The organism is Propionispira arboris (assembly GCF_900109225.1).
Classification (GTDB): Bacteria; Bacillota; Negativicutes; order Selenomonadales; family Selenomonadaceae; genus Propionispira; species Propionispira arboris.
Window position 1 is genome coordinate 1 of record NZ_FNZK01000002.1, and the last position, 19,592, is coordinate 19,592.

The window sequence follows — 19,592 nt, forward strand, 5'->3', positions numbered from 1 at the left end:
AAGAATCCAATTTTGGTTGTTCGGTTACGCGTTTTGCTTTAGGGAATGGTTGATTGAAATCTTCGATTGCCAAATACTTGCGCACCGTTTTGCGATCACAAGAAAAGGTTTTTGCAATTTGTGAAATATTGAGACCTTCCTCAAAGAACGCTTTTCTGATATAATCAATTTGGGTCATTGTGAGCATCCTCCAGTCCTCCCCCGTTAGTGTTTTGTCACCTAATAAGGGTAGGTTATTTGGTTCTTGTTCGCAATGGCTTTTTGCATTTTTGAGGAATTCTGTTTTGCATAAGTGGGGATTTTTATTTGCAACTTTGTCCTATTTCATTATGCCATAAACAGATGCTCAGTTACGTTTCTTCAAGCTAAGAGAATCCTTTTCGATATACAAAGAATTATTAGGTTATGAACCGATAAAAAGTTATATTGAATGGATGAAAAAAGGAGGAAGACCTCCACTTGAAGGTGTTATTGCAGACGGTTTATTTAGTTTTATACGAAATTTATTATTACATTTCCCTGTTTTTAATACTTGGGATGAAGTATATATAAATAAAAATCTGGCTACATGGAGTAAAATAGGGCAAATTGATAAATTTTTACATAAGTGTACTCAAATAAAGATTGATGGTAAAGGAAATCTCAAATATAGGATATGGGATGTCAAGAAGGAAAAAATGATATATTTTTCTATAAATTTTCCCGAAAAATATGATAAGGATAATATCTATTTAAAAGACATAATTTCTGAAGAAGTGGGAATGAAGTTTTGTATTGCACTAATGAGAGAAATTTTAGATACACAAGTTGAAAATGCCAATGAACCTGACATTAAAATTATGTCTCAAGTATATTTACCTATTAAAAGGGAATAACTTTTTAAACAGCTTCCCGTTATTCCGAGATGATTTAGCTATGCCTTATTGGTATACGACAGTTCTACATTATTGTTTTGGTCCAATGGGCATTCCTGTTGCGAATAAAAATATATTGGTAAGCGACGGAGAAGTTTTACACTGGAACGTTTATGCGGACGTTAGAAGCCGGCTTTCGAGGTTTTAGGAGAAGGATATAAAGGTATCGGCGGTTTCGCGTCCAGCAAGAATTATTCTCAGGGGCTTTAAATATCTAAGGTTCTGTAGGCAGCTCATTTTTGGTCTGTGTCCGTAACGTATCATCAACAGCTTTTTGGGGCACATGCTGTATAAATTGTTTTTCAGAAAAACATATTGGAAAGTAGTTAAATCTAATCGCGAGTCTGATGAGTCAAAATCAGAATAACAGTCGGAGTGGGCATTATGCTTACTCTGGTTGTTTTCGATATTTGATCAAACAGCAAATCACAGGGGTTCGCTTACTAAGGCGATCCCTTGATTTTTTTATCATGGAAAAGCAGTCGACGTGCAGACGGATACAAAACACGACTAGCATATAGAAACCATGAAACTTATTATTGATTCGAGGTGAATATTAAGAGTATTTAGAAAAAGTGATATTGATTTTTAAAATAGTATTGTATAATTGTTTTGTGTAGAAAAATAGTCCTTATTCTGCAGAATATAATTTGATTATGGAATAGGGGAGTATTTATAAAATCTGCAGTTAGTAAACATTAGTAAAAAAATAAATATTTACCTTAATAGACTTAGATGAATGTTTCAATAAAACACCGATGGATAAATTTTCTTCAATAAATATTAGGAGGAGTAATACTATGGCAAGATGTACGGCACCAGTTCATGGTCATCGCACGGCAAGTGGAAGGGCAAACTGCCCAGCATGTGGTGGTAGTAGTTATGGAGGTTACAATTCTTATTCCTATTCCTCATATCCTTCATATTCTTCATCATCAAGCAGTTCTACCAGTAGTGGGAGTAATAGTGGTAGTGGACAAACCAAGGTGAAAGCACGGTGGTCTCCAGCTAGTTCTACTATTTTATATACTCCTGCGGAAATAAGAACACTTACTCCTGTGCGTCAAAATGTTGAGACGCGTTTAAAATTACCAGATTTGCGAGATGTTTTTCTTTGTCACGCATGGGATGATCGTAAAAGTGAAGCTAAAGAACTACACGATTTACTTGAATCAAAAGGTGTAACTGTTTGGTTTAGCGAAAAGGATGTTTTGTAGACAAGGAATAGAAGTTTACTGTTAATAAGCAAATTTCTGTGTTAGTGTTTATGGAGATTTATTTTCATACGTCGTGGGGTACTGCCATTTATTCGGTGATATAATAAATGTTGGGGTAAGCAAATAAAATGCTTACTTCAACATTTATTATTTTTTGCTACAACTTTTCTAGATTTGAAAAATATTTCACTTTTTAATTTTCCCCAGGATTATGTTTGCATTCCCATCATACGAGGAGGTTTAAAATGTCTTGTGTTTGCTGCTTTTTTGATAATGAAAATCAAAAAAAAATTAAAGAAAGCTGCTTTGGAGAGAAATTTTTTGAAGAAAAACTTCAACTTTATAAATCAATTTATATATCAGAATTTAAAAAGATGGATGTACTATCAAAGTGTGCATGTGATTTTGCAATGCAAAATTTAAAAAATAATATATATGTTAAATTTTGTGATGATATGTTGAACGATTATAAAGGAAAGATAGAATTAATTGAGGAATTTTTTGATGTACTAATTGAAATATATAATTTATGCGAAAATAATCATAGAGAAGAGGCTTTTATTAAGCTGCAAAAGTTTTTTCAAAAGTACTGCACAAATTATTCATCAATTAATGCTATTCAAATGTGTGATATATTATTTCGTGGACGTGAAGTTGGTACTTATGATTTAGCTAATATTCATGAGTATTATCATATCCCATTTAATATAAAAGAGAAAATAGGCAATCAGCGTTTTAGCGTTAAGGGAAAGCCAATGTTGTATTTAGCAAAATCAATACCTATTGCAAGTCAAGAATTAAAACTGGATTTTGAGAAAATAAATTTTGCACTATATTTTCCAAAATATAGTTGGGTTTATGAACGTGCCATGTATGATTTTTCCAACACAATAGATGTGACTATAAATCGATCATTTCCTTCGTTAATGAACGATGGATCAAAGATTGAATATGATAATTCGACTTTTACGTTTTCGAAAAAAAATTCAAATAAAATCTTGGGGGATAATTTATTATTTCAAATATTAACTTTCCCTGTGGAAAATAAAGAGGATGTTTGCAAAGAGTATTTACTTCCTCAATTGTGTACTGAATATTTCGACAGAAAGGGTTACTTAGGAATTGTGTATCATTCAACTAAATCTACAGACATATTTCAAGAAACTGTAAAATATTCACAACGTGATTGCAATTATTGTTTGTTTGTACCTGAAGAAACAATAAATAATTATAATGAAGACTTGTTGAGTTGCTTTCATACTGTATGTATTGGAGAGTGTGAAAGAGGAAAAAAATTTCCAGATGTTGTTCAGGTGCTAAAAGATTTGAAGGCTAACTTGAAAGAACAGAATAAAGTTTATAATATGAGCGATTATATTCATCTTATGCATCAGATTGAATCTCACATTGAATATATGGAGCAGACAAAGGTTGGACAAAAAGACTACTATGATTCCGAACAAGGGTATGTTGAAATTGATTTGATTTACAAATTGCTTAGTAATGTAAGGAAAATTGTTAACAATCCAGCCGATCATGGTATTGTACGGAACAATACACTTTCAAAGATTACAAATTGATCAACATACCCTGGTGAAATCAATGATAATTGAATGGGAATTACTATAATCGCGTGATATGAGCATCTGGGCAGGAGGAAAATATTAATATGAATACAATAGACAAAATTGAAATCGTTCATGGAAATATAGTAGATATTGTAAGAAAACATGATGTAGAAATGATAGTTAACGCAGCTAAACGTACTTTGATGGGAGGGAGTGGTGTAGATGGTGCTATCCACCAAGCTATTGACGATTTGAACAATAAAACAGGTTTCTTCAAAGAAATGATTAAAGACGAATTAGATGGTAATAACCCTAAGAAGGATGAATTTAATAGATGTGATTATGGAAAAGCAATTGTAACTAAGGGGTATAAATTGGTGGATTATGTTATTCATGCAGTTGGTCCGAAATGGGATGGTAATTATAATAAAAACGGTGGTAGCTGCAGCAAAAGTTGCATTGATAAATTGAAAGGATGTTATGAATCAGTATTGGATTGCATGATGGAATATGGATGCAATACTATTGCAATACCAGTTATAAGCTCGGGCTCATACCGATTCCCTTTTGAAAAAGCTGCCAAAATACAATTTGTATCCATATGTAATTTTTTGACTCGATTGAAGAAAAAAGATCCTGAGCGGTTTGGAATGATTAATAAAATATATATAGTGGTGTTTAGTCAAGATGATATAAAGTGTTTTGAAAATATAAAAAATGAGTATGCTGGTTGTGTGAATAAAGGAAAACAATTGTTATATCTATCTACTGAAGAATCATATAAAGCGTATTTAAAGGATATCAATGACTATGATTCTGAAAGACGCAACTATTTTGGAACAATAAAATTTTTGCGTAAAGTACTGATGATGTCCGAAAAGTTTTTCTACTGCACTTATTTTTTGAAAAGGTGCTTTGCAGATAAAACATGGGAGGGAAGACGGATTTTTATTGAAAGCCAAACTATAATTAAAGCTTTAATTCCGCTCTTTTTCCTTGTTTTTACAAGTTTAGACATAAGCCCATATGTAAATTCGGATACATCGATATGGATTCGCAATATTTTCACGGGAGTCTCTATATATTTAATGTCTGAAACATTGATTTATGTTGCTAAATTATTGTTTTTGTCAGATATACTAAACCCATCGGCTAATAGCATTAGATCGATTTTTTTTCTCTTTATAAATTATCTTGATATAAACTTCACTTTTGCATTTTTATATAGTCTATATGGTGACTTTAAGGAAAAAGGAGGGGTTGCATCTTTATATGAAGCCTTTGAACATTCTTCTCAAGTACCAGGATCACAATTAGGAATGACTTTGGTCATTTTGCAAAACTGTATTACTCTTTATTTAATAGGAATAGTCTTTACTTATTTTGTAAATAGCTTTCGAACAAGAAAGTTTAATTCTATATAGAAAGGAGAAATAATATGGGATTGGTAAAAGCACAAATGATGAGGGAAATGGAAAGAGGATATGGTTCCTCTGATCAAGTCGTTTGTCATAATTGTGTAGGAGATTATTATTTAAAAGAGTATATAAATAATAATGGAGAGCAAAGTAGATGTAATTACTGCAATTCTAATAGTGTGTGCATTCCTTTAGAAAATCTCATGGAAGCAATTATGAACGGTATTTTGCAAGAATATGAGTATGCGAATGATAGCATGGGTTATTGTGGTAAGGAAGGTGGTTTTATAGGAGCGGAGACTTTTGATTCTTATGACTTAATTCGAAATGAGATTGGAATGGAATTAGACTTTCAGTGTAGTGAACTGTATGATGATGTAAGTGACTTAATGAATGATGATGTATGGTGTCAAAAAGATCCATATGGAAGTTTGCGATATGATGAGGATTTTTACACGTGGGAGATGTATGCAGAACGTTTGAAGAAAGCAGATGAACTTACAGAAATGGAAATGGAGCCAGATGATGAAATAAGACTTTATACATCTCCTGACGAAATTTTGATGCGTATTAGTGAAGGTGTAAAGAAATTAGAATTAATTGAAGAAATACCTTCAAATACAGCTTTGTGGAGGGCGAGAGCCCATAATGAATCTGACGTTATTAATTCAGCGGCGACATTGGGAGCTCCAAGGGAAGAACAAGCTGGATGTAATAGAATGAATCCAGCTAAAGTATCAACATTTTATGGAGCATTTGATAAATATACAGCACTAGCTGAAATTGCAGGAAAAGAAGAACCGATAAGAACGGTGGGTGTATTTTATAATCAAGTACCTCTTAAAGTTATTAATCTTGGTAAAATAAGGGGACTTTCTATGCCGAGTTTGTTTGATGTTGATAATAGCGATCGAAGAATTCTTTTAATGTTTCTCAAGCGATTCAATAGAGAAATTTCTAAGCCGATAGAAGAGGGAAAGGAGAAGGAATATTTACCAACTCAAAAGCTTATTGAATATCTAAGTGATGAATTATCAGATGCCAATGCTTCAAAAATTAACGGTGCTATATATACGAGTTCTCGCCTTGTAGAGGGATTGTGTTGTTCGCTATTTATTGGATGGGAACAATGCTCTGATAACAAGGACAAGATACTATGGCTTGATGATAAAAGTCTAGAGCGCATAGTGCTATAACCAATAACATACTCTGGATAAATTTTTTGAGCCGTTTATCAATAGCTTTTACTTGCGATCATCTACTACAAACTTCAACTTGCTGTTTGAGGAAGTGGTGGATATAATAATTGTAACAAGGTCGAGGATACTATGTCGTGGGGCACTGCCATTTATTCTGAAAAGGGCAAAAATGGCTAACTCGCCGACATAGACAAAAACGACCTTGCATTAAAGCTTTTCGAAGCTTATGCAGGGTCGTTTTTTTATCCTCAACCCGCGTAAATACAGGGATTTCTGCTTGCGAAAAAGAGCGTTCACCATGGAGTGGCGGGCATAACTGGCAAAGCCAGAGAGAATAAAGAAAAATGCCCTTTACAGAATAAACGGCAGTGCCCCGCGACAAAAAAAATAAGAGAAAACCACAACTCCTTTATTTAAAAAGGGTTGTGGTTTTTTGTTTTAGACTTTTTAGATGAAGATAAGGAACACTTGGAAAATATGCTGGCTGTATCTGAAAAATTAAGCTAGGCATATCATTTAAAAGAATTAGTGATATGATATAAAACAATTAAACAAATTAATGAAGACAGTGATCAAATGGAAAAATAAAATTATTACAGCAATTTCAACGGGTTATAGTAATGGATATGTAGAATGTAACAAACGAACAAATGTACAAAAACACACTGGTTATGGCATACAAAAATTTCAACGAATGAGAAATTGGATACTTTATATGGCTGCATAAAAATAAAAAATAGCGAGGAGAAATAAAATACCCTCGCTAAAAATTCACTTTATATTTTTACCCTAACACTTGAGAAAGAACCTAAAAAAAGCGCACAGAACAATAATCTGTGCGATCTAATAGGGAATAGATTTTGAAACTTAGGAGTTGTAATACTTGAGATTAATCTGTGGAGGAGTAATCCCTAAAAATAGGATACCTCATTTTTATGACAATCTTGTGACAAATTAAACGTATTGTTCTATGAAATTTCATGGTGTAAATTTTTTTTGCAGTCTCCACAATATCCATAAAGTTCTAATTTATGATCTGAAATTAAAAAATTTGTTTTTGTTTCTAACGATTTTTCAAATTTTTCTAAAGGGCAATGATCAATATAAATAATTTTTTTGCAATTTAAACAAATTAAATGGTGCTGATGAGATAATCGTTTGAGCTCAAAAACACTCGTTGTATTTTCAAGAAAGTTTGATTTTTGGATAATTTGTTTTTTTGTGAATAAATCTAAGATACGATAAATCGTCGATAAATTCATGGTATTATCTTCTTGGAGCACTTTTAGATATAGAGTATCCGCTGTTAATAGTTCGTTGCTCTGATTGAGAAGTTTCAAAAGTAAATTTCGTTGTTTGGTACTTTTGATGCCATGCTGGTTTAAAAATGCTTTGTATTCGAAACTTTCTTCTTCCATCAGAATCCCTCTTTTCGTTTGCAGTCATATTGTTTATTTTAGCCATATTTTTGAAATTTAGCAAATGTATATTGAATGGAAAATGATGGTTTTGAAAAAATAATACGAAAGCCAAAACGAAGACAGACATTATCGCAATAACTCCTCCTGGTGCAGCATCAATCCAATAGGAAATCGTAATACCACTTATTATATCAATGAAACTGAATAAAATACCAAAGAGTAATGTCGTTTTAAAACCTTTTCTAAGTTGCAGAGCAGTTGCAATGGGTAATGCAATTAAAGAACTAATGACTAAAATGCCTACGATTCGAATCGATACTGAAATTGTTGCAGCGACTAAAACTGCAAAGGTATAATTAATGAATTTGATATTGATGCCAGAAATTTTGGCACCTTCTTCATCAAAAATCATGAACATTAAAGAGTGGTATAGCCGAGAAATGATAATCAAAGATAGGATACTTAAAAGCAAAACTATATAAAAATCTTCTCGTGTAACCGTTAAAATACTGCCAAATAAAAAGGAATCGATATTTGCATGTACAAGACCGGAACTAATGAGTGTAATGGCAATTCCGACAGATAGCGATAAGATAACAACTAAAATTAATTCAGCATAATTTTTAAAATGTCTTCGTAAGATTTCAATCAATACACCAAATATAGAAGTTAAACAAAATGCACTTAAAATAGGATGTATATGAACCATCAATCCGGCGGCTACACCAGCGAATGAGGCATGGGATAGGGTATCACCCATCATAGAATAGCGCTTTAATACAAGAAACATGCCAATTAAAGGGCATAAAATTGAGATTAAAATGGCAATCATAAAAGCGTTTTGCATAAAATTATATTGAAACATAATTTTCAACTCCTGTATTTTCAATGAGATATTCACGAATATAATTTTGTGGGTTGCAGATATGACCAACTCCTTGTGCAATATGATATAAAAGAGTGGAGTTTTTAATCGCAGCTTTTAGATTATGTTCTACACAAATAACTGTAATTTTTTTTTCTTGGTTTAGATTTTTTATCAATTGATAAATTTCATTTTGACTTTTTATATCAACCCCATTTGAAGGCTCATCTAAGATCAATAAATCCGGGTTTCCCATGAGTGCGCGGGCAATAAAAATTTTTTGGCATTGCCCGCCTGATAAAGTTCCGACGAGGGCTTTTTTATAATCCTGCATTTTAACGAGAGAAAGACTATCATCAATAATTTTTTTACCAGGAATATGACGCGCTTTTTGATAGCAAGTTAAAATTTCCTCAATTGTGATAGGGAATTGTGTATTGAGGCTTTCAAATCGCTGCGGCACATAGGCTGTTCTTGTGAATGTATTTTCTATATGACCACTAGTTGGTATGAGTAAGTTTAATAAAAGTTTGATGAAGGTGCTTTTTCCTGAACCGTTTTCACCTAAAATTGAAATATAGGAGCCGTCTTGAATTGAAAAGTTTAAATTTTTCAATATATATGAGCTTTGCCCATATGAAAAATACATGTTTTTGATATGAATCATTATATCCTCCGTAAATTTGTCACTTGACATCTTTTTAATATCATTATATCCTATTTTTAGATGCAAATGCAAATTATTCGCATCTAAAAATAAAATTTGGAGTGATATTATGAAAAAATCAGGTTTTTACTGTTTGTTGTTCATTCTTCTGTTGGGCATTTTTGCGGGCTGTGGAGCACCGAAAAACTCGGAACCAACTAAACAGGAAGATAATGGTAAGATAAAAGTGATGGTTTCCTTTAATGCCATGAGAGAAATCGTGGAGGCAGTTGGTAAAGAGAAAGTAGAGGTACAAACGATTATACCAGATGGAACAGAACCACATGATTTTGAACCAAAAGCCAGTGATTTAGAAGGGTTACATAGTGCTAAAGTCTTTGTTTACAATGGCTTTGATATGGAAAAATCATGGGTTGATAAAGCTTTAGAGGCTGCAGACAATAAAAATTTGATTGTGGTTGAAGCGGCAAAAGGAGCTGAACCACTGCCAGCGACTGGAGCGGAAGAAATTGAATCAGGTGCACAAAATGATCCTCATTTGTGGTTAAGTTTAAAAGGTGCTGAAATAGAAGCAAAAAATGTACAAGATGCTTTAATTAAGGCTGATCCAGCGAATAAAGACTTTTATGAAGCGAACTATAAAATCTTTTATGATCAACTTGAAACACTTTATCAAGAATATAATCAAAAGTTCCAATCTGTAGCAAATAAGAATTTTGTTACAGGACATGCTGCTTTTGCCTACCTGTCACGTGATTTTGGTTTAAAGCAAAACAGTGTTGAAGACGTTTTTGCTGAAGGGGAACCGAGTGCAAAAAAACTGAAAGAGCTAACAGATTATTGTAAGACAAATCATATTAAAACTATTTTTGTAGAAGATATGGTTAGTCCAAAAGTTTCGGAGACTTTGGCTAATGAAGTTGGAGCAAAAGCTGAAAAAATTTATACGTTGGAAAGTAAAGAAGATAACAAGGACTATCTTCAAAGTATGCGCGATAACTTGGAAAAAATATATCAGAGTTTAAAATAAAAAGTGCAATTTAGTGTTTAGAAGCAGACGAAGTTATATTGTAAGACGCTTCAAAATGGGTAAGATTTTACAGAAATGTTGAATTTTTGGGGAAGGCGGGAATTTATACGCCTTCCCTTTTTTTATGCAAAAAAAATCATGGTGCCTATATTTTGCTTTTTTATATAAATTTAGTATAATTATCAAATAGTAATATTACTAATAAATAAAATAATTAAGAGGTGGCTTTTGAAATGAAAAATAAATGTCTATTTTACGCAATGATGATAGTATTCTGCTTGTTTATTTTATCGTCTGTCGCAGGTGCACAGCCGGAAACCCCTGACGTGCAATACGAAAAAGGAATTGTGCTTTCCGTTCAACCTATAGAACAAGATTCCTCTTCAAAAATGAAGTTTGGCAAACAAGAACTGATTAAGCTGCAAATAACCTCTGGTGTTGATACAGATCAGGAAATTACGATAGTCAATTATCAACCAGAACGGTCGGCATTCGGAGTCATGGAACTTCACGAAGGGGATCATCTTATTCTCGAAGCCGTAAATCAAATGGGTAAGTTAGAATATCATATCAGTGATTTTCAACGCGATAATTATATCTATTTGCTTATTGGGTTATTTGTTATTTGTTTATTGATTTTCGGCAGAGCTATTGGATTCAAGTCGGTCCTTGTTATTGGCTGTTCCTGTTTCTTAATTGTGGCGGTTTTTATTAATCAAATTTTAAAAGAAAATCACTTGGAAATTGGATTCATGGTTTTTTTGTTGTGTACAATTATTTCAATAATTTCTCAAACATTAATTAGTGGGTGGAATAAGAAAACCTTTGCTGCTATTTTAGGTACGTTGGGCGGTGTTGCAATTGCAGGGCTTTTATCTAAGATATCAATTTATTTTATGCATTTAAATGGATTAGCAAATGAAGAGGCGATTATGTTGAAGGCAACTGCTCTACCCAATGTGGATTTCCAAGGCATTTTATTTGCTGGTATGGTAATTGGTGCATTAGGTGCTGTAATGGATGTAGCAATATCAATAGCATCATCCATTCATGAAGTTAAACAACATTCAAATGAAATTCATTTTAAACCATTATTTAAGGCGGGGATGAATATAGGGCGTGATGTCATGGGAACCATGTCAAATACGTTGATTTTAGCTTACGTTGGCTCATCTTTACCTTTGATTTTATTATTATCCGTACAAAAAGATCTTTCTTTAATTAAAATCATGAATTTTAATTTAATTGCCACAGAAATAGTAAGAGCTTTGACAGGCAGTATAGGATTGGTTTGTGCAATCCCTTTAACGGCATGCATTTCTGCGTATTTATTTTGTGACAAACGCAATAGATCCAGAAAAAAACGGCTTGCTAATTCGTAATTCAATTTTCATAAACTGATAACATTTGTTATAAATTTCAGCTTTCCTTCATAATCAGTGGTTAACATACCTATAGTGTAATGTAATCAGTAATATTACTAATTAGGGGATGCATGCTTTAGTGGGGAAGTCGCAACGGAATTTTTATATGGGTTTTTTAGTGCTTATTTTAATTTGCATTATTTTTTAGTCAGCAGGGCATTCCTGTTTTGAATTATCATCAAATCAATAATCAAGATCATAATGCTTTAACGTTAAGTACAAGTGAATTTGCTGCACAAATGAAAGATTTAGCTGAAGAAGGATATACAACGATCACGCCAGATCAATTGCTGGATCAGTTTACATTTTCCTGCCTTTATGAATTATATACAGACTGAAAAAGTCAATTTTTCGTTATTACACATATAAATTGCAGTATCTTATATATGTTTTTTGTAAGGAGAACTTTTTGATGAATCGCCGAAAATTTTTAATATATACGTTTTATATTTTTAGTTTTTTTTATTTGTTCCCAGAAATTATAGCTAGTACGAAAAGCTTTGCTGGGGTAAGAAAAATAAATAACAAATCTCCTTTTATTAAAGAAACTTATCTTAAATTCGCCAGTCCTTTAGTGGATCGTTCTGAAACCAATATGATTATTATTCATCATATTGGCGGCACAGATCGTGATGTTTCTGCAGCGGAAGTGCATCAATGGCATCTGGATAATGGCTGGGCTGGTATTGGATATCATTATATTATTCGAAAAAACGGAACAATTGAGCGCGGCCGTCCACAAAATGTAATTGGTGCTCATTGTTATCACTATAATCGTACGTCTATAGGCATCAATTTGGTGGGCGATTTTGAAAAGTCTAAACCTACGGAGGAACAAATACAATCCGCTTTAGAATTAACCACATTTTTATGTAAAACTTATAATCTTAGTCCTACAAACAAAACAATCTTGGGGCATCGTGATCTTAGTTCAACATTATGTCCGGGGAAAAATCTTTATGCACAACTTGGTGCCTTTCGACAGTGTATTGTTGATTCTTTAGCGTGATGTGGAAATTTCAAGCTTGGTAATACATATTGCCCTGCAAGGGGAATCGCAGACGTGAATTTTGAAATTTACGCATAGACAGGAGACTATTTCATGTGGCAGTCATTGTTAAATTTTAAAATGATCTTTTTCAGTATTTTAATTGATGCTTTACCTTTCATTTTAATTAGTGTTATTGTTTCTTCTTTCTTATATAATTTTATTTCTGAAACATTAATTCAAAAAATGTTACCAGCTAATAAAATTTATAGTATTTTATTAGCCTGCTTTTTAGGTGCTATTTTTCCTATTTGTGACTGTGGGATGGTACCCATTGTTAAAAAACTTATACAAAAAGGTGTACCAGCTTATTCAGCGATTGCTTTTATGTTAGCTGCACCGATCATGAATCCTTTAACAATATTTTCTACTTTTTATGCATTTAATAGTTGGGAAATTGCTCTTGTGCGTGTTACGACTGCTTTATTTGTTGCTTATAATGCGGCATGGATTATAAGCAAAAGTTTTAAGCAAACAGTCCTGAAAAATGCGTTGACCATATCACAACACGATAGTTCATGTTGTTGTCATATGCATACAGTATTGCCGACAACTTTAATTGGTAAAGTTTTAGTTTTTGTTTATGATGCATCAAATGAGTTTTTTGAAATGGGAAGATTCCTAGTATTGGGGTCTTTTCTAAGTACGATTGCCCAACTCTGTATTCCGCATGCAACATTATTAAATATAGGACATAATCCATTTTTTTCCGTTATTGTGATGATCTTATTTGCATTTCTGATTTCTGTTTGCTCGTCTGCAGATGCTTTTATAGCAGCTTCGTTTATAAGTAGCTTTAGTACAGAAGCTCTTATTGCCTTTACAGTTTTTGGTCCTATGATTGATATAAAAAATACATTGATGTTATTACATACATTTCGTACAAAGTTTGTAGTTTTTTTAATTACTATAGTTTTTATTTTGACTTTTTTAGGAAGTTATATTATGACAAATTTATTTTAAAAAGGAGTTTTGTATGAAATGACATATCATGTAAAAGATAACTGTGTGAAAACTTTAATATTATTATGCATGGTAAGTCTTCTTTCTTGGATTATTATAATGAATCAAGTGATTTTTTATGTTCATCCACGTTTTACTATTTTACTACAAATATCAGATATAATATTATTTATTATGCTGCTTGCACAATGTATGCATTTAAAAAATAGTCTAAACCAAAATATTTTGCGTCAAGAAGATTCAAATATTAAAAGTTATCATGTTGAAAAAGAAAAGTATAAACTTTTTTTCTATTATGTAACTTTTGTTTTTTCTTTAGCAGTTGCCTTATTTATTCCTAGCACGTCACTTGATTCAAAATTAATTGAACATAAAGGGTTAAATAATACTATATCGGATAAAGTAAAAAGTGGTATGAGTGTCCCGATAGATAATTTTCAAGATACAAAATTTATTAAAATATCAGATAAAAATTATGTTGACGTGATACAAAATTTATATTGCCATCCGGCAGATTATGTTGGTAAAAACGTAGAAATAACAGGATTTGCTTATATAGATCCAACGACACAACGTGTTTCTATTGCTCGTTATGTTATTAGTTGCTGTATTGCGGATGCTTCAGCAGTTGGATTGGCAATCGATTCAGATGATAAAAATAATATTGTTGCTGGACATTGGTATGAGATACAAGGGACAATCCATACACTTGTTTGCAAAAAAGATGCTTCTCCTGTGTTAAAAATTACTTGGTCTAATGAAATCAAAAAACCTTTATTCACATATATATTCGTACAAACCACTTGAAAATTTTTGTGGAAAGGAAAGCAACCTTATTTTTTCGCTCTACTTTATTTTCATAGTTATAGTGGTATCAAAATTAAAAGTTTTAATGATGAAAAAAGGATTTCCCCTATAGTCCTGTCGAAATAAATATCAGACTGTAACATAGTGGATTCTTAAGATCCAAGCCTTTAGTGTGTAATCTATTCGGTGTAAAAAAGTCAAATTAGTATGAGCACTGTTTGAAAAACATATGGATGTTATTTATGGATAAACAGTTGTGAATTGTAAAATTTTCTTGTGCTACAGTTATTATAGATGGTTTTAAGAAAGCAGGTGAAGTATGAAAAAAATTCGTATTATCATTGCTGATGACCATGCCGTACTACGAGCCGGATTGAAGGCCTTATTGCATTGCTATTCAGAATTTGAAGTCATTGGAGAGGCAGGAACTGGTGTTGAAGCGGTTAGCCTTGTTAGTAAGCTGGATCCAGATGTACTGATTTTAGATTTATCAATGCCAGACATGAATGGGTTTGAATGTATTAAAGAGCTTCGTTCTCGAAATTTGGCATGTTCAATTCTAGTTTTAACGATGTATGATGATGATGAATTTGTTAAAGAGGTCATGAGTTCTGGAGCAAATGGATATGTGTTAAAACGTTCAGCAGATACGGAGCTGATGGAAGCTATTAAAAGGATTTCTGACGGGAAAAAATATCTAAACGAAAGCATCTCACAAAAACTTATTGAGACATTGCTTAAAAAACCAAATAAAGAGTGTGATACCAAGGACCCTTATACGATGTTAAGTGGTCGCGAACGGGAAGTTTTGCGTTCTTTAGCACAGGGGTATACCAACACGGAAATCGCGGAAAAACTTTTTATAAGTCCCAAAACCGTTGACACGTATCGTTCCCGAATTATGAAAAAATTAAGTATTCGTAAAAAATCAGAGCTGGTAAATTATGCGATTAAATATAAAATGATGGGAACCTAGGCAGTTAAACATAAAACAACGCTCATTGATGAAATACATGGATGAGCGTTGTTTTATGTTTAATAGTTTTTTTTGTAAGGAATTATCCTACGGGCTGAATAAGACAAATCCTTACACTTTTTTACAGGGTATACCGGATTTACGAGTTTGCAAATTCGTGTAAAAATGAGACTATAGATTTTATATAAGGAGCATAAATTATGCAAACATTATATATGCAGGAATTCCAGAAAATTGTTGGAGCAGAGAATGTCCTTACGGGGCAGGAAGACTTATTTTGTTATTCCTATGATGCTACACCTGGATATTCACATTTGCCAGAGGCTGTTATAATTCCAGAGAATGTTCAACAGGTATCTGCCATATTGAGGCTTGCTAATCAGCATGAAATTCCTGTTTACCCGAGGGGTTCAGGGACTAATTTGAGTGCGGGCTGTGTACCATTAAAAGGTGGAATCGTGTTGCTGATGAATCGTTTTGACCACATTATCGATGTCGATTTGGAAAATCTTGTAGTGGTAACAGAACCGGGGGTAATTGTAGCTGATCTGAATAATATAGCAGCTAAGCATGGATTGATTTATCCACCAGATCCAGGTACAGTTGCTACAGCGACACTTGGTGGTACGATTGCTGAAAATGCGGGAGGCCTGCGGGGCTTGAAATATGGAGTTTCTAAGCATTATGTTATGGGGCTGGAAGTTGTCCTGGCGAATGGAGATATCTTGCATACGGGAGGGCGAAATGTTAAAGATGTTTCTGGATATGATCTGACAAAATTGTTTACTGGTTCGGAAGGTACGTTAGGCGTTATCACGCAAGCAACTTTGAAATTAGTACCAGCACCGGAATGTAAAAAAAGCATTATGGCAGTATTTAAAAATTTAGACAATGCTGGAAAAACGGTAGCGGGAATTATTGCGGCTAAGATTACGCCAGCTACGTTGGAAATTATGGATAATGCTACGATTCGTACGGTAGAAGATTATGCCCATGTTGGGTTACCACTAGACGCTGAGGCGGTATTATTAATTGAAGTCGATGGTATGCCTGAAGTGGTGGCAAAAGAAGCCAATGAAGTTTTGCGTGTACTGAAAACCAATCATGCGGATGATATTCAAGTGGCACAAAATGACGCAGAAAGAGATAAACTGTGGGCAGCACGCCGGGCAGCGCTGCCTGCACTAGCGAAACTAAGACCAACTACTTATGTGGAAGATGCAACTGTTCCGAGAAGTAAGGTGCCTGAATTTTTGCGCGAAGTTAGTAGAATAGCAAAAGAATTTAACGTAACAATTGGTACGTTTGGGCATGCTGGAGATGGCAATATGCACCCAACGATTGTTTGCGATAGTCGTGATTTAAAAGAAATGGAATCTGTTAAAAAAGCAATGAATGAAATATTTTTGTCAGCCATTAAACTAGGTGGTACATTGAGTGGTGAACATGGAATTGGCTTGGGAAAATTGCCATGGATGGAGCAACAACATGGCAGTAAAGTTATGGATGCCATGAAATCTATTAAACGAGCACTCGATCCTAATCTTATTTTGAATCCTGGTAAATTAGTGGGTGAGTGTTAGAATGGACTATGTTGCAATAAAAGAGATACAAAATAAAGATCAATGGCTGCTTGCTGATATCCGTGATGCCTTGGCAAAGTGTATGAAATGTGGCAATTGCATGGCGGTGTGCCCAATTTACAAAGAAACCAAAAATGAAGCATCTGTAGCCAGAGGGAAATTATCACTCATTGAAGGAATATTAAGTGGTGAAAATGAAATTTCGGCAGACCTTGACCATATTTTGTCAAAATGTTTATGCTGTAAGGCCTGTGCGGCTAACTGCCCATGTGGAGTGAAGGCTGACGAACTGATTATTCGTGGGCGTCAAGCTGTCGTAAAGGCACGCGGACTTCATCCTGTAAAAAAACTAGTATTCAAATTGCTGTCAAATCGCAAACTGTTTGATATTGCATTAAAAGCAGCTGGTCTATTTGGTCCTTTGAGTTTTAAGCGACTTCCAAGAAAAATGGCTGCTGTTGCCAGGTTTCCTATGCCGGGTATTGATAAAAAAAGAATTACAGCACCGTTTGCTTCAGTTCCTTTACGAAGTCGGTATCCAGAGGTAGTAAAGGTCGCGAATGCTAAGTATAAGGTTGGCTTTTTTACAGGTTGTATGATTAATTATATTTACACCGATGTAGGAGATGCCGTAATCCATGTGCTAAATCATAATGATATTGAAGTTGTGATACCGTCAGCACAGCACTGTTGCGGTACACCGGTATATGTTTCAGGCGATAAAGAATTGGCAAAGAGTTTTGCAAGACATATTATCAATGTTTTTGAAAGTTATGATGTTGATTATGTTATCGCAGCGTGCGGATCTTGTGCAGAAGCTTTGAAAATAGAATATCTTCATATGTTTCAAGATGACCCGGTCATGTATGAACGGGCAAAAGTGTTGGCAAACAAGACTTACGAAATTAGCGAATTTTTAGTTGACATTGTTCCATTTCGTCGAGATGATTTGGGACAAATTTTGCAAACGGTTACCATGCATGATCCTTGCCATATGGCAAGGGGGATTAAAGTGACAAAACAGCCGCGAGAAATTCTGCAGGCTATTCCAGGACTTACCTTCGTGGAAATGAAAGATGCTGATCGCTGCTGTGGATCGGGCGGTTCGTTTAGTGTGGCAAATTATCCATTATCACGTAAAATTAATGATAGAAAGATTAAAAATATTAAAGAATCTTCGGCAGAAATTGTGGCAACAAGTTGTGGTACTTGTCGGATGCATCTGGCTGATGGATTGGAACAAAATAAAGTATATATAGAGGCTGTACATGTTATTCAACTTTTGGATCAATCGTATCAGGCGGGAAAAATTTAAATATCCATATTATACCAAAATAACGGTATCTGTAATCATCAGATACCGTTATTTTGGTATAATATGGATAAACTCGTTTATAACGTAAGTGGTTTACGGTTTATTGGAACTTCTATTTTGAGGCAGGTTCCGTGATTTATCGTGGAGTGAATGGAAAAATCGCCATCTAATCCCGCAATACGTTCTTTCATTCCATATAAGCCAAGGCAGGCATGATTGCGATGCTTGTAAACCTTTTGGCTATGAAAGCCGATGCCATTATCAAGAATTGTAAAGGATAATACAGAGGTTTTCTTTACTAAACTGACCTGAACTTCTGTTGCTTGTGCATGCTTAATAATATTAGTTAGGGCTTCTTGTAAAATGCGATAGAGATTGATTTCTAATTCGGGAGAGAACCGTTGCCGCAATAACTGTGGGTCAATTTTCGCGGTTACTTGGATCTTATATTTTTTGGAATAATCCTCGATATATTTTTGCGTGGCACTCACTAAACCCAGATCATCAAGGACTACCGGACGAAGCTGTACTGCCAGGCGGTGGACCGCATCAAGCGTATTGACTGCCAAATCGCGCATTTGTAATAATTCGGCTTTTTTAGCCGGCGTTGTTTCTGCCAGTACTCTGAGACCAACGATAATAGATGTTAAGGCCTGGCTTGTTTCATCATGAAGTTCACGGGAAATTTTTCGCCGTTCTTCTTCTTGAATATTAATAATTTTTTTTATATAGTGCTGATGGAGGGCTTGTTTTTCTTGCAGTGCGTTTACTAGTTTTTCTTGACGGAGATTGGCATTAAGTGCAGCTTCAACAAAATGGGCGGCTAAACGAGCGTAAGACGCAGATTCTTCAGAATTTCCAGTAACACCAATCAAGCCGACACATTCACTTTCAAGCCAAATTGGGACGTTAAATCCGGTGCGTACGCCGGAAAAATGTTGCTGATCATGTTCTGTGACAGAAAACTCATGAGCTTGTCCCGAATTTAGCATTATAGTACTTGCTTCATGACGCTGTCCAATTCGTTCCTTGCTTAACGAAGCAATAATGATGCCCTTTTTATCGACAATATTGACATTTTTATTTAATTCTGCTGCAATAATGTCTACAAGGGATTGGGCGAATTTAGGGTCTAGAGGTTGTGTGTTCATTCTCGTATTATTCCTCCCAATAAATT

19 protein-coding genes and 1 pseudogene are annotated in these 19,592 nt (G+C 34.0%); 15 read left to right on the top strand and 5 right to left on the bottom strand.

The genetic code is table 11. The features are described 5' to 3' along the window. Nucleotides 1–187 (bottom strand): annotated as a pseudogene (locus BMY14_RS01900) (IS21 family transposase); the annotation flags it as partial. Nucleotides 188–434: 247 nt separating this feature from the next. Between BMY14_RS01900 and BMY14_RS01905 the strand changes: the two are divergent. From BMY14_RS01905 to BMY14_RS21145, 6 genes are all read left to right on the top strand, one after another. Continuing rightward, nucleotides 435–875, top strand: coding sequence for a hypothetical protein (locus BMY14_RS01905; RefSeq protein ID WP_218144854.1), 441 nt, complete (start codon nucleotides 435–437; stop codon nucleotides 873–875). Between the two features lie 839 nt (nucleotides 876–1,714). Continuing rightward, on the top strand, nucleotides 1,715–2,131 hold the full coding sequence (locus tag BMY14_RS01910; protein WP_218144855.1) for a toll/interleukin-1 receptor domain-containing protein: 417 nt from the start codon (nucleotides 1,715–1,717) through the stop codon (nucleotides 2,129–2,131). 245 nt (nucleotides 2,132–2,376) lie between these two features. After that, nucleotides 2,377–3,711 carry a hypothetical protein gene (locus BMY14_RS01915; protein WP_091828708.1) on the top strand — a complete coding sequence of 445 codons (1,335 nt, stop codon included), beginning with the start codon at nucleotides 2,377–2,379 and terminating at the stop codon, nucleotides 3,709–3,711. Nucleotides 3,712–3,800: 89 nt separating this feature from the next. Further along, nucleotides 3,801–5,123 (top strand): macro domain-containing protein, encoded by a 1,323-nt coding sequence (locus tag BMY14_RS01920; RefSeq protein ID WP_091828716.1) that lies wholly within the window; start codon nucleotides 3,801–3,803, stop codon nucleotides 5,121–5,123. Between the two features lie 14 nt (nucleotides 5,124–5,137). Continuing rightward, entirely contained in the window at nucleotides 5,138–6,313 is a 1,176-nt protein-coding gene (locus BMY14_RS01925; RefSeq protein WP_091828717.1) for a HEPN-associated N-terminal domain-containing protein, read from the top strand. A gap of 541 nt (nucleotides 6,314–6,854) precedes the next feature. Next, nucleotides 6,855–7,043: a transposase gene (locus BMY14_RS21145; protein ID WP_425438906.1), complete on the top strand. Its 189-nt coding sequence runs from the start codon at nucleotides 6,855–6,857 to the stop codon at nucleotides 7,041–7,043. Nucleotides 7,044–7,284: 241 nt separating this feature from the next. Here BMY14_RS21145 and BMY14_RS01935 read toward each other — a convergent pair whose 3' ends face one another. Genes BMY14_RS01935 through BMY14_RS01945 form a run of 3 tightly spaced genes read right to left on the bottom strand, consistent with a single transcriptional unit; the run spans nucleotide 7,285 to nucleotide 9,269 of the window. Continuing rightward, nucleotides 7,285–7,656: a Fur family transcriptional regulator gene (locus BMY14_RS01935; RefSeq protein ID WP_218144856.1), complete on the bottom strand. Its 372-nt coding sequence runs from the start codon at nucleotides 7,654–7,656 to the stop codon at nucleotides 7,285–7,287. After that, on the bottom strand, nucleotides 7,583–8,602 hold the full coding sequence (locus tag BMY14_RS01940; RefSeq protein ID WP_091828720.1) for a metal ABC transporter permease: 1,020 nt from the start codon (nucleotides 8,600–8,602) through the stop codon (nucleotides 7,583–7,585). Before BMY14_RS01940 ends, BMY14_RS01935 begins: the two co-directional genes overlap by 74 nt. Then, nucleotides 8,589–9,269 carry a metal ABC transporter ATP-binding protein gene (locus BMY14_RS01945; RefSeq protein ID WP_091828722.1) on the bottom strand — a complete coding sequence of 227 codons (681 nt, stop codon included), beginning with the start codon at nucleotides 9,267–9,269 and terminating at the stop codon, nucleotides 8,589–8,591. Before BMY14_RS01945 ends, BMY14_RS01940 begins: the two co-directional genes overlap by 14 nt. Before the next feature lie 109 nt (nucleotides 9,270–9,378). On the opposite strand from BMY14_RS01945, the gene BMY14_RS01950 reads away from it, so the two are divergent. The 9 genes from BMY14_RS01950 (at nucleotide 9,379) to BMY14_RS01985 (ending at nucleotide 18,415) form a co-directional block, all read left to right on the top strand. Continuing rightward, on the top strand, nucleotides 9,379–10,299 hold the full coding sequence (locus tag BMY14_RS01950) for a metal ABC transporter solute-binding protein, Zn/Mn family (RefSeq protein WP_091828724.1): 921 nt from the start codon (nucleotides 9,379–9,381) through the stop codon (nucleotides 10,297–10,299). 233 nt (nucleotides 10,300–10,532) lie between these two features. Then, on the top strand, nucleotides 10,533–11,681 hold the full coding sequence (locus BMY14_RS01955) for a YibE/F family protein (RefSeq protein ID WP_091828726.1): 1,149 nt from the start codon (nucleotides 10,533–10,535) through the stop codon (nucleotides 11,679–11,681). Between the two features lie 209 nt (nucleotides 11,682–11,890). Continuing rightward, nucleotides 11,891–12,061 (top strand): hypothetical protein, encoded by a 171-nt coding sequence (locus BMY14_RS20290; protein WP_245741217.1) that lies wholly within the window; start codon nucleotides 11,891–11,893, stop codon nucleotides 12,059–12,061. 236 nt (nucleotides 12,062–12,297) lie between these two features. After that, complete coding sequence (locus tag BMY14_RS01960) at nucleotides 12,298–12,732, top strand: N-acetylmuramoyl-L-alanine amidase (protein WP_245741219.1); 435 nt, start codon at nucleotides 12,298–12,300, stop codon at nucleotides 12,730–12,732. Between the two features lie 105 nt (nucleotides 12,733–12,837). Further along, nucleotides 12,838–13,734 carry a permease gene (locus BMY14_RS01965; RefSeq protein WP_245741221.1) on the top strand — a complete coding sequence of 299 codons (897 nt, stop codon included), beginning with the start codon at nucleotides 12,838–12,840 and terminating at the stop codon, nucleotides 13,732–13,734. Between the two features lie 18 nt (nucleotides 13,735–13,752). Beyond that, the gene (locus BMY14_RS01970; protein WP_091828740.1) at nucleotides 13,753–14,541 is read left to right on the top strand and encodes a TIGR03943 family putative permease subunit; all 789 of its coding nucleotides are present in this window, start codon (nucleotides 13,753–13,755) and stop codon (nucleotides 14,539–14,541) included. Between the two features lie 319 nt (nucleotides 14,542–14,860). Then, nucleotides 14,861–15,517, top strand: coding sequence for a response regulator (locus tag BMY14_RS01975; RefSeq protein WP_091828747.1), 657 nt, complete (start codon nucleotides 14,861–14,863; stop codon nucleotides 15,515–15,517). 200 nt (nucleotides 15,518–15,717) lie between these two features. Next, nucleotides 15,718–17,100: an FAD-binding oxidoreductase gene (locus BMY14_RS01980; RefSeq protein WP_091828748.1), complete on the top strand. Its 1,383-nt coding sequence runs from the start codon at nucleotides 15,718–15,720 to the stop codon at nucleotides 17,098–17,100. 1 nt (nucleotide 17,101) lies between these two features. Further along, nucleotides 17,102–18,415, top strand: coding sequence for a (Fe-S)-binding protein (locus BMY14_RS01985; protein ID WP_091828749.1), 1,314 nt, complete (start codon nucleotides 17,102–17,104; stop codon nucleotides 18,413–18,415). Between the two features lie 77 nt (nucleotides 18,416–18,492). On the opposite strand, the gene BMY14_RS01990 is transcribed toward BMY14_RS01985, so the two are convergent. Then, complete coding sequence (locus BMY14_RS01990) at nucleotides 18,493–19,566, bottom strand: sugar diacid recognition domain-containing protein (RefSeq protein ID WP_091828750.1); 1,074 nt, start codon at nucleotides 19,564–19,566, stop codon at nucleotides 18,493–18,495. Nucleotides 19,567–19,592: the final 26 nt, after the last annotated feature.